Annotated in this window: 10 protein-coding genes; 5 read left to right on the top strand and 5 right to left on the bottom strand. The window is 67.8% G+C overall.

Going from position 1 to position 11,084, the window contains the following annotated elements; all coding sequences use genetic code 11:
- Positions 1–26: 26 nt before the first annotated feature.
- Complete coding sequence (locus ACNPNP_RS04735) at positions 27–1,511, bottom strand: sensor histidine kinase (protein ID WP_448964913.1); 1,485 nt, start codon at positions 1,509–1,511, stop codon at positions 27–29.
- 31 nt (positions 1,512–1,542) lie between these two features.
- Complete coding sequence (locus ACNPNP_RS04740; protein ID WP_307363265.1) at positions 1,543–1,929, bottom strand: Rv3235 family protein; 387 nt, start codon at positions 1,927–1,929, stop codon at positions 1,543–1,545.
- 124 nt (positions 1,930–2,053) lie between these two features.
- On the opposite strand from ACNPNP_RS04740, the gene ACNPNP_RS04745 reads away from it, so the two are divergent.
- Positions 2,054–2,644 carry a hypothetical protein gene (locus tag ACNPNP_RS04745; RefSeq protein WP_448964914.1) on the top strand — a complete coding sequence of 197 codons (591 nt, stop codon included), beginning with the start codon at positions 2,054–2,056 and terminating at the stop codon, positions 2,642–2,644.
- A 5-nt stretch (positions 2,645–2,649) separates the two neighbouring features.
- Here the strand turns inward: ACNPNP_RS04745 and ACNPNP_RS04750 are convergent, their stop codons facing one another.
- Positions 2,650–2,925, bottom strand: a complete 276-nt coding sequence (locus ACNPNP_RS04750) for a helix-turn-helix domain-containing protein (RefSeq protein ID WP_448964915.1) — start codon at positions 2,923–2,925, stop codon at positions 2,650–2,652.
- Positions 2,926–3,024: 99 nt separating this feature from the next.
- On the opposite strand from ACNPNP_RS04750, the gene ACNPNP_RS04755 reads away from it, so the two are divergent.
- Positions 3,025–3,645, top strand: a complete 621-nt coding sequence (locus tag ACNPNP_RS04755; RefSeq protein ID WP_448964916.1) for an SAF domain-containing protein — start codon at positions 3,025–3,027, stop codon at positions 3,643–3,645.
- Complete coding sequence (locus ACNPNP_RS04760) at positions 3,642–4,925, top strand: CpaE/TadZ family protein (RefSeq protein ID WP_448964917.1); 1,284 nt, start codon at positions 3,642–3,644, stop codon at positions 4,923–4,925. The genes ACNPNP_RS04755 and ACNPNP_RS04760 overlap by 4 nt, the downstream gene beginning before the upstream one ends.
- On the opposite strand, the gene ACNPNP_RS04765 is transcribed toward ACNPNP_RS04760, so the two are convergent.
- Together ACNPNP_RS04765 and secA are read right to left on the bottom strand one after the other, a co-directional pair.
- Positions 4,816–6,042: a pyridoxal phosphate-dependent aminotransferase gene (locus tag ACNPNP_RS04765; protein ID WP_448964918.1), complete on the bottom strand. Its 1,227-nt coding sequence runs from the start codon at positions 6,040–6,042 to the stop codon at positions 4,816–4,818. The genes ACNPNP_RS04760 and ACNPNP_RS04765 overlap by 110 nt on opposite strands.
- 65 nt (positions 6,043–6,107) lie before the next feature.
- Positions 6,108–8,921, bottom strand: coding sequence for a preprotein translocase subunit SecA (secA, locus tag ACNPNP_RS04770; protein ID WP_448964919.1), 2,814 nt, complete (start codon positions 8,919–8,921; stop codon positions 6,108–6,110).
- A 169-nt stretch (positions 8,922–9,090) separates the two neighbouring features.
- Between secA and ACNPNP_RS04775 the strand changes: the two genes are divergently transcribed.
- Positions 9,091–9,678: a PadR family transcriptional regulator gene (locus ACNPNP_RS04775; protein WP_448964920.1), complete on the top strand. Its 588-nt coding sequence runs from the start codon at positions 9,091–9,093 to the stop codon at positions 9,676–9,678.
- A 58-nt stretch (positions 9,679–9,736) separates the two neighbouring features.
- Positions 9,737–11,059, top strand: coding sequence for a coiled-coil domain-containing protein (locus ACNPNP_RS04780; RefSeq protein WP_448964921.1), 1,323 nt, complete (start codon positions 9,737–9,739; stop codon positions 11,057–11,059).
- The last annotated feature ends 25 nt before the right edge of the window (positions 11,060–11,084 follow it).

Below are 11,084 nucleotides of genomic sequence, written 5' to 3' on the forward strand. Positions count from 1 at the left end.
CGGCGGGGGGGCGGGCCATTCCCGTGTCAGCTCTTCAGCCAGCGCATCGGGATGTCGATCAGCACATCCGTGCCCTCGCCGTCGCTGCCGCGCCACTCGATGCTGCCGCCCAGCTCTCCCTGGATGAGCGTGCGGATGATCTGGGTGCCGAGGCCCTGACCGATGCGTCCCTCCGGCAGTCCGTGGCCGGTGTCGTGGACCGAGACGTGCAGCTTCTCGTCGGTACGCACCGCATCGATCGTCACGCTGCCCTCCTTGCCTGCCAGGCCGTGCTCGACGGCGTTCGTCACGACCTCGGTGAGAGCCAGCGCGAGCGGCGTCGCATATTCACTGGGGAGCACGCCGAAACGGCCGGTCGACATCGTGCGCGCCCGCGTGTTGGGTGCGGCGGCGACCTCGGCGACGAGCTTGAGCACCCGGTGGAAGACCTCGTCGAAATCGACGGTCTGCGTCAATCCCTGCGCCAGGGTGTCGTGCACGACGGCTATCGCGTCGACGCGCCTCATCGCCTGGGTCAGAGCATCCCGTGCCTCGTCGGAATGCGTGCGTCGTGCCTGGATGCGCAGCAGCGAGGCCACGGTCTGCAGATTGTTCTTGACGCGGTGGTGGATCTCCCGGATCGTGGCGGCCTTCGTGATGAGCTCCTGCTCCTGGTGACGCAGCTCGCTCACATCGCGGCACAGGATGATCGCGCCGATGCGGGTACCGTGATCCTTCAGCGGGATGGCACGAAGCGAGACGGTCACTCCCCGGGCCTCGATGTCCGTCCGCCACGGCGCTCTGCCGGTGACGACGACGGGGAGGGACTCGTCGACCTGCCGCGTCGAGGGGAGGATGCGCGTGGTCACTTCGGCGAGCGACTCCCCCTCGAGCTCGTCGTCGAAGCCCATCCTGTTGAAGGCGGAGAGCGCGTTGGGGCTGGCGAAGGTCGTGATGCCGTCGACGTCGATGCGGATCAGGCCGTCCGATGCGCGCGGCGCTCCCCTGCGCGGCGACGTGGGCGCTGAGGGGTCGGGGAACTCGCTCGAGGCGATCATGCGGAACAGATCGTTCGCGCAGTCGTCGAACGTGATCTGCTGCCGTGACGGCGTGCGGGTCTCCCCCAGGTTGCTGTGCCGTGTGAGCACGCCGATCACGGGCGGCGGGTTGCCGTCCTTGCCGCGTTCGCGGACGATGGGGACGGCACGAAGCCTGGTCGGCGTCTCCTCGAACCAGTCCGGTGAGGACGAGTCCACGATCCGACCGGAGTCGAACGCCTCGCGCACCTGCGTGCGCCACTGCTGACGGACCCCCTCGCCCACGATGTCGCGGTAGAACAACGTGGCCGCCCCACTGGGGCGCGCGTGGGCCACGGCGACGAACGATCCGTCGTTCGTCGCGACCCACAGCACGATATCCGCGGACGCGAGGTCGGCGAGCAGTTGCCCGTCGCTCGCAAGACGATGGAGCCATTCGACATCGTTGTCGGTCAGACAGCCCTGGGCATGGACGAGATCACTGAGGGTGGACACTCCACAAGCCTAATGGCGCGCGTCGTACCGCTCAGAGCACCGCGAACGAGGTGGCGCGCCAACGCCGGTCCAGACCTTCCAGTCGGATGGCCACGGCCCGCGTCCGTCCAGGACCGGCCACGATGACGACCGCTTCCACGACGCCGTCCGCGGGAAGGGTCTCCCTGATCGAGAGGACCTCGAACACCGGCCTCGCCGGCGGGACCCCACGTGCGCTGCGCGCCCGCGCGGACAGGTTCGCCCTCGCGCCGAGCTTGCGGAACGCGTCTTCGCTGAACCAGCGCGCGAGTTGATCGAGTTCGCGCACCCCGGCGAACACCTCGAGCACTCCCTGAGTGAGACTTCGCAGCAGCTGCGTGGGGTTCGGCAGGTCTGCTGCCGGAGTCGGCTGCGGGGCGAAGTACTCGTGAAGCGTCATCGTATTCACTTTCGTTTTCGATGCGTGCCAGTAGACCACGTCGCACCGCTCGCGCGCCAGGTCCTGAATCGAAACTGTGGATAACTCCCTCAACGATCGGATACTCTCCCCTACGCTCTATCGCGTGCACTGGGATCGTCTGTTCGAAGACCTGGAAGGTCAGCTCGCCGCCGAGTGGGAGGCGGAGCGGGCTGTCCTCGACGCGGAGTCCGAGCGACTGCGCATCGCGAAGCTCACGCTGCGCACTCGGCTGCGCAGACTCTCGCACGACGCCGCGCTGATCGGCCTGCGGCTGGCGGGCGGCGAACGCCGATCGGTTCGCGTGCACGCCGTCGGCGCCGATTGGATCGCCGTGCAGACCGACGATGTCGGCGGTGCGCTCGTCGTTCCGCTGGCTGCGGTGACGAGCGTCGAGACCGCGCACGGCGCGTTGCTGTCGACCCTGGAGGACGCCCCACTGCCGGCCGACGAGCTGCGCGAGCGGATGACGTTCGGATTCCTGATGCGCGACCTCGCCCGCCGTCGAACCCCGCTGCGCTTCTCACTGCGGGACGGCGAGGGCCTGCATGGGACGATCGACCGCGCCGGTGCCGACCATCTCGATCTCGCCGTGCACGATCCCGGTCAGGCCCGACGTGCCGACGCGGTGCGCGCGTTCCGCATCATCCCGTTCGATGCGATCCTGTCGGCACGGATGGAGGGCGCGGCACTCTGAGCGTGCTAGCGGGTCGGGCGCTGCGTGCCCCAGACCTCGGGGAAACTCGCCGCGTCCGCCTGCTGCCACAGCGCCATGCGCCTGGCCTGTTCGGTCTGCTCGGCGAGGTAGTCGGAGATGCTGTCCTCGGCCACTCGCCACCGCGCCGGCGTGCCCAGTTGCGCGCCGCGCAGCTGACCGCTCATGATGAGCGCGATCACCTCTTCGACCTCGATCGAGAGCAGCTCGGCGACCTGCGCGGGCGCGAGGAAGCGAGGAGCAGATGCGGGCGAATCGGCCATGTACTCATTGTCCCCCGCCCAGCATGCCCGGATGCCCCGGCAGCATCACGTTGTGGATAACTTTCGACTCCCCGTCACCGATTCTGTGACGATGTGGGGATGATGACCCAATCACGCACCCGGCGTGCCTTCTGGGGCGACATCCGATTCCTCATCGGCATCGCACTGGTGATCCTCTCCGTCGTCGGTGTCTGGCTGATCGTGTCGTCGGCGCGCCAGACGACACCGGTGCTGCAGGCGGATCGCACCATCGCACAGGGCGAGGCGCTGATCTCCGACGACTTCCGCATCGTCGAGGTCAGCCTCGGCAGCGTCGTCGACGGCTACCTCGCGCCCCAGGATCTCGAGCCGGGCATGATCGCGTCGCGCACGTTGGAGGACGGCGAGCTCCTGCCCACGACCGCGGCGGCCGACGCGCAGTCCAGCCGCACCACCAGCATCGTGGTCGAGAGCAGCGTCGGCATCCCGGAGAGCGTCGCCGTCGGCACCCCCGTCGAACTGTGGTTCGCGCCGCGGGTGGCGGAGACCGAGGAGTTCGACGCGCCGCGCATCCTCGTCGCCGACGTCGTCGTCGCATCCATTCCCGAGACCGAGGGCATGCTCGCGCAGCGCAGTGCGATGCTCGAGATCGTCATCGATCGATCCGACGTCGCAGACGTCCTCGCGGCGATCACCGGCGGCGCTGCGCTCTCCGTGGTCCCGCTCGGGCACAGCTCATGACATCGGTCGTGATCGGCCTGGAGGAACCGCGGGCGTCGGCGCTCAGGACCGAGCTCGAGCGCGATGGCCTCCAGGTCCTGGGAATCGTCGAGCCGTCGCAACTGACCTCCGCGCTCCTTTCCGAGGCGGATGCGGTGATCCTTCCCGCCACCCGCGCCGCGCTGACGAGCGCGCTGGTGGAGGCGTGCGACCGTTCCGGTGTGCGGATCATCACGCTCGGGTCGGGCGATTCCCGCCTGCTCGGCAGGTTCGGACTCCCCGAGGCGCTCCCGGCGGACGCTGACGCCTGGCAGATCGCCGATGCCCTGTCCGAGGAGGCGCCTGTCACCTCACCGCCGGCGGAGCCGTCCAGGCGACGGGTGATCGCGGTGTGGGGTCCGCACGGCGCGCCGGGCCGCTCGACCGTCGCCATCCAGCTCGCCGTGGAACTGACTCGAACGGGCCAGACCTGCGCGCTCGTCGATGCGGACACGGTGGCACCGTCCCTCGCGCTGCTGCTCGGACTCGGCGATGACGCCCCCGGGATCGCTGCAGCGTGCCGTCGCGCCGAACTCGGCGGACTCGATGCCGCGGAGCTGGGCCGGCTCGCCACCGAGGTCGAGACGAGCGGCGGCACTGTCGAGGTTCTGGGCGGACTCAACAGGCCTTCTCGCTGGCCGGAGATCGCCGCAGGGCGTCTGAGTGCGACGCTTCAGGTCTGCCGCGAGTGGGTGGATACGACGGTCGTCGACGTGTCCGCGGCCTTCGATGCCGATGAGGAGATCACCGACGACCTCGCAGGACCGCGGCGCAACGCCGCCACCACGACCGTGCTGCGCGAGGCCGATGTGATCGTGGCGGTGACAGCGGCCGACCCCCTGTCCATATCGCGATTCCTCCGGGATCACGCCGAACTGCGCAGGCTCGTCGGCCCCGCGGCCCGCATCACGGTCGTCGCGAACCAGTTGCGCCCCGGACCGCTCGGTATCGACGCTCGCGGCCAGATCCGAGGTGCGCTGGAGCGTTTCGCCGGCATCACGGACGTCGCCTTCCTGCCTCTCGATCCGCGCGCAGCCGACGCCGCACTGCTGCACGCGCGGCCGATAGCCGACGTGACACCGCGTTCCGTGCTGGTGGCTGCTGTGCGTCGTCTTGCCGCGAGTCTGGAGCCGTCGAGGGCGGCCTACGCCGTCACTGCCGGTAGTCGGCGAGGAAGTTCCCGAGTCTCTCGATGGCTTCGCCCAGCACGCGGGGCTCGGGCAGCGTCACCACTCGGAAGTGATCCGGAGTGGGCCAGTTGAACCCGGTGCCCTGCACGAGCAGGATGTGCTCGGAGACGAGCAGGTCGTAGACGAACTTCCCGTCGTCGTGTATCTCGTGCACGTCGGGGTCCAGTCGCGGGAACGCGTAGAGGGCGCCCAGAGGCTTGACGCACGAGACACCGGGGATCGATTCCAGTCCCTCCCAGGCGACATCGCGCTGCTCGAGCAGACGCCCGGTGGGAGCGATGAGAGCATCGATCGACTGCACACCGCTCAGGGCTGCCTGCACGGCGTGCTGAGCGGGCACGTTCGGGCAGAGCCTGGTCGATGCGAGCAGCGTGATGCCCTCGAGGAAGCCCTTGGCGTGGTCCTGCGGTCCGGTGATGACCATCCAACCGGAGCGGAAGCCGGCGACCCGATACGTCTTGGAAAGCCCGTTGAACGTCAGGCAGAGCAGGTCCGGTGCGAGCGTCGCCGTTGGAATGTGGACGGCGTCGTCGAACAGGATCCGGTCGTAGATCTCGTCCGAGAGGATCAGCAGTTCGTTCTCGCGGGCGATCTGCACCAGCCCCTCGAGCACCGCCCGAGAGTACACGGCACCCGTGGGGTTGTTCGGGTTGATGATGACGATCGCCTTCGTGGCAGGCGTCACCTTCGAGCGGATGTCCTCCAGGTCGGGTTCCCACCCGCTGAGCTCGTCGCAGACGTAATGCACCGGAGTGCCACCGGCGAGGCTCGTCATCGCGGTCCACAGGGGATAATCCGGAGCGGGGATGAGCACCTCGTCGCCCTGATCCAGAAGCGCCTGCATCGTCATCGTGATGAGCTCTGAGACGCCGTTGCCGAGGTACACGTCATCCGGGTCGAACGGCGGGAACCCCTCGATCTGCTCGTAGCGGCTCACGACCGCCCGTCGCGCGGAGACGATGCCGCGGCTGTCGCTGTAGCCGTGCGCGGTCGGAAGCGCGGCGAGCATGTCGTGCACGATCTGATGCGGCGCCTCGAACCCGAAGATCGCCGGATTGCCCGTGTTGAGCTTGAGGACGTTGTGGCCCTCCGCCTCCAGCCGTGCCGCCTCGACGAGCGCTTTGCCGCGGATCTCGTACAGGACGTTCTTGAGCTTCGACGACTGGTCGAAGTGGCGTGAAGGGGTCATTGAGAAATCCTACCGGCACGCGCCGGGTGCCGAGCGCCGCCCACGCGACGGCGCTCAGCCCGCTGTCACTTCTTCTTCTTGCCCTGCGCCCGTCGCTGCTCGCGGTTGCCTGCGGCAGGAGCCGCGGCATCCGTCCGCTGGCCGAAGGCGCCGCGCGGCCCCTGCTCGGGCGCGACCGGGGGCTCGCCGTCGGATGCGGCAGCGGCAGCGGCCGCCTGACGCAGACGATCCGTCGCCGACTGCTGAACCTGTCCGCGGTCGTTGCGCACCTCGACCTCACCGGCGTCGTTGGGCGCTGAGTACTCCAGCCGCTGCTCTCCGCCGTCGGTCGCGAGACCCTTGGCCTCGACCTCGGTGGTCTCCGAATCGCCGGCGCGGCGCACCTCGACCTCGAGGTTGTAGAGGTAGCCGACCGACTCCTCCTTGATCTGACCCATCATGGACTGGAACATCGCGTAGCCCTCGCGCTGATACTCGATCAGCGGATCGCGCTGAGCCATCGCCCGCAGCCCGATGCCGTCCTTGAGGTAGTCCATCTCGTAGAGGTGGTCGCGCCAGCGGCGATCGAGGACCTGCAGCACCACGCGACGCTCCAGCTCGCGGGTGGCGGCCTCGCCGAGCGTCTCCTCGCGCTTCTCGTACGCGATCTTCGCGTCGGAGAGCAGCTCCCTGGTGAGCCCGTCGGCGTCGATTCCGCCCTTGCGTCCGCTCGCCTCGGCGACGACCTCATCGATCGTGACGCTCACCGGGTACAGCGTCTTGAGCTCGGTCCAGAGCGCGTCGAAGTCCCAGCTCTCGTTGTGGCCCGCGCTGGTGTGATCCGCGACGACGCCGGTGATGGCGTCCTCGATGAAGTGCTGAACACGGCCGGCGATGTCGTCGCCCTGCAGGATGTGCCTGCGGTCGGCGTAGATCGCCTCGCGCTGACGGTTGAGGACGTCGTCGTACTTCAGCACGTTCTTGCGCATCTCGGCGTTGCGGGATTCGACCTGGGACTGCGCGCTGCGGATCGCCCGCGACACCAGACCGGATTCGATCGGGACGTCGTCCGGGAAGTTGGTGCGCGCGAGGATCGCCTCGGCGGCGCCGGACTGGAACAGGCGCATGAGGTCGTCTGTGAGACTGAGGTAGAACCGGCTCTCACCGGGGTCGCCCTGGCGGCCCGAGCGACCGCGGAGCTGGTTGTCGATGCGGCGCGACTCGTGACGCTCCGTTCCGAGCACGTAGAGGCCGCCGGCCTCGGTGACCTTGGAGCTCTCCTCTGCGACGACGGCCTTCATGGCCTCGTACGTCTCGTCCCAGGCGGCCTCGTACTCCTCCGGGGTCTCGGCGGGGTCGAGCCCCTTGGACTTGAGCTCCTGCACCGCCAGGAACTCGGCGTTGCCTCCCAGCATGATGTCCGTACCGCGGCCGGCCATGTTGGTCGCGACGGTGACCGCGCCCAGGCGTCCGGCGCGCGCGACGATCTCGGCCTCACGTGCGTGGTTCTTGGCGTTGAGGACCTCGTGCTTGATGCCCTTCTTCGCCAGCAGCCGGGAGAGGTACTCGCTCTTCTCGACGCTGACCGTGCCGACCAGCACGGGCTGCCCGGTCTCGTGACGCTCGACGATGTCCTCCACGACCTGCGCGAACTTCGCCGTCTCGTTCTTGTACACGAGGTCGGCGTTGTCCTTGCGGATCATCGGCCGGTTCGTGGGGATCTGCACCACGCCGAGCTTGTACGTCGACATGAACTCCGCAGCCTCGGTCTCGGCCGTACCCGTCATGCCAGCGAGCTTGTCGTACAGACGGAAGTAGTTCTGCAGCGTCACCGTCGCGAGAGTCTGGTTCTCCGCCTTGACCGGGACGCCCTCCTTGGCTTCGATCGCCTGGTGGATGCCCTCGTTGTAGCGACGACCGACCAGGATGCGCCCGGTGTGCTCGTCGACGATCATGACCTCATCGTTCATGACGACGTAGTCGGTGTTCTTCTTGAACAGGGCGAGTGCCTTGATCGAGTTGTTGAGGAACGAGATCAGCGGAGTGTTCGCTGACTCGTAGAGGTTGTCGATGCCGAGGTAGTCCTCGACCTTCTCGATACCGGGCTCCAGCACACCGATCGTGCGCTTCTTCTCATCCACCTCGTAGTCCTCGCCGGGCTCGAGCGTGCGGGCGATTTTCGCGAACTCGGTGAACCAGCGGTTCGCCTCACCGGAGGACGGACCCGAGATGATGAGCGGGGTGCGCGCCTCGTCGATCAGGATCGAGTCCACTTCGTCGACGATCGCGAAGAAGTGCTCCCGCTGGACGAGATCCTCCTTGCGCCACGCCATGTTGTCGCGCAGATAATCGAAGCCGAACTCGTTGTTCGTGCCGTAGGTGATGTCGGCGGCGTACTGCTCGCGTCGGACGGCGGGCGTCTGCCCTGAGACGATGATTCCGGTCTTCATGCCGAGGGCTCGGAACACGCGTCCCATGAGCTCGGCCTGGTAGGAGGCGAGGAAGTCGTTGACCGTGATGATGTGCACGCCCTTGCCGGCGATCGCATTCAGATAGGCCGGGAAGGTCGCGACGAGAGTCTTGCCCTCACCCGTCTTCATCTCGGCGATGTTGCCGAGGTGGAGGGCGGCTCCACCCATCAGCTGCACGTCGTAGGCGCGCATGCCCAGGGTGCGCTTGGCGGCTTCACGGACGGCTGCGAACGCCTCCGGCATCAGCTGATCGAGCGTCTCGCCTTTGTCGAACCGCTCCCTGAGCTCAGCGGTCTCATTCGAGAGCTCCTCATCCGTGAGCTTCTCGAAGTCCTCCTCCAGCGCGCCGACGGCCTTCACGACCTGATTCAGGCGGCGGAGGATACGGCCCTCGCCGGCTCGCAGCAGCTTCTCAAGAGGATTCGCCACTTAAGTCATCTCCCTGTTGTGGGTGTGAACCCGGCAACCCAGATCGGGCTTCGGTACCGGGGCATACCTCGCTATGTTACCGGCCGGTGACCTTTGGATCGTCTGGATTCGCCATTCCTGCGGCGTTGCCGAGTATGCATATGCTGGGAAAGCACTTCAGGAGGTCGTCATGTCGGTACGTCAGAGCCTGCTCGCCATCCTCGATCAGGGTCCCTGCTACGGATACCAGCTGCGCCACGAGTTCGATCGTCGAACCGGGTCCACGTGGCGACTCAACGTCGGCCAGATCTACAACACGCTGGAACGTCTCGAGCGCGACGGACTGGTCGGCCGCGGTGAGGCCGACGAGCAGGGTCACGTCTACTGGCACATCACGGATGCCGGATCCGCAGAGGTCGCCCGATGGTTCTCCTCCCCCGTCGTGCGGGGCGAGGCGGCCCGAGACGAACTCGCGATCAAGCTCGCAGTGGCCGCGACGCTGCCGGGTGTGGATGCCGGTGCGCTGATCCGTGCGCAGCGTTCCGAATCCGAGGCTCGCGCACGGTCGCTGCGCGAGGCCCCGTCGGATGGACTCGCCGCCGCGCTCATCGCGGACGCCATGCTCTTCAGCGCGGAAGCAGAGCTGCGCTGGCTCGATCGCGTGGAGCAGCGCCTGTCCGAGCATCCGCATCACGCGATCGGCGTCGAGCTCTCGGCCGAACGACCCAAGCGCGGGCGCCCGGTGAAGAGCGACTCCACCGCGTCGTCCCCCGTATGAATTTCGCCCGGAGCGGATGCTCAGCCTCCTGATCACCATGGGTCACTAAGATCGACCCATGGCTGGATTCTGGGGTAAGCGCAAGCGCGAAGAAGAAGCTGCCCAGGCAGCGCAGGACGCCGATCTCGCACGCAAGGCCGAGCAGGCGCTGGTCGCTGCGGACGAGCGCATCCGCACAGCGGGCGACGAGCTCGCTTTCGCCGAGGCCGAGCTCGGCCTGTCGCTCACGAAGGACATGAAGGCAGCCCTCGAGGCGGTTCGCACGCACCTGCGCGAAGCGTTCCAGCTGCACCAGCTCAACCACGACGAGATCCCGGACACCGACGAGGAGCTCCGCACGCGCAACGCCCGGATCGTGCAGCTGTGCGAATGGGCCGAAGACCTGCTGGACGAGAAGACCTCGGCACTGGCCGAATCGATCGCGAAGGTGCGCCGCGCGCCGGAGGTGCGCGAGAAGGTGCGCACTGACGCCGAGAAGCTCTCGGCTCGGCTGCCGCAGGCCAGAGACATCATCGAGCGCCTCTCCACGCGATACGCGGAAAGCGCTCTGCACCAGATCCGCAACAGCGCCGACGAAGCAGAGCAGCTCATCGCGTTCGCCACGCACGGTGCCGACGTCGCAGAGCGGCGTCGCGCCGCGAGGCAGAACGAAGAGGCGAATCTCGCGCTGGAGACCGCGACGGAGGCGATCCGTCGCGTCGGTGCACTGCTGGACGCCGTCGAGGACTTCGAGATCGAGGCGCTGCGCGCAGAGTCCACGCTCGCCGAGGTCGTCGCCGATTCACGCGGCGACATCATCGCCGCGCGAACCGCACCGAAGGTGCCCGCTGTCACCGAGGCCACGGCCGAGCTCGAGAGGGCTCTGGACTCGTTGGAGCCGGCAGGTTCGCGCAACGACCCGTTCGCCGAGCTCACCCGACTGCGCACGGCCAACACCGCGCTCGACGACGCGATCGCCAAGGCGCACTATCGCGTTCAGAATCCGCTGCCGAGCATCGCTCAGGTGCAGCATGCCCTGGACGACGCCGATCGGCAGCTCGGCGTCGCACGCGGACTGATCTCAGGGCACCGCGGGTGGATCGGCGCCGACGCGCGCACGCGCTTCGCCGAGGCCGAGCGACTGCGCATCGACATCCCCGAGCTCATGGCCGCGGAGGACACGCGCGAACAGGCACTGGCCGGCGCACGTCGCGTCGCGCAGCTCGCCGCCGAAGCGCTGCAGCTCGCGCAGCGCGACATCGATTCGGCGCGGCCGCAGCAACAACAGCAGGACTGGGGCGGCGGCTGGGGCGGCGGACGCCGAGGTGGCGGCGGCGACGTGATGGGCGGCATCATGGGCGGCCTCGTCATCGGGAGCATCCTCGACGGCATCTTCGACTGAGCGACGGGAGAAGGGGGCCGGTATC

It is taken from the genome of Microbacterium xerophyticum (genome assembly GCF_053543555.1).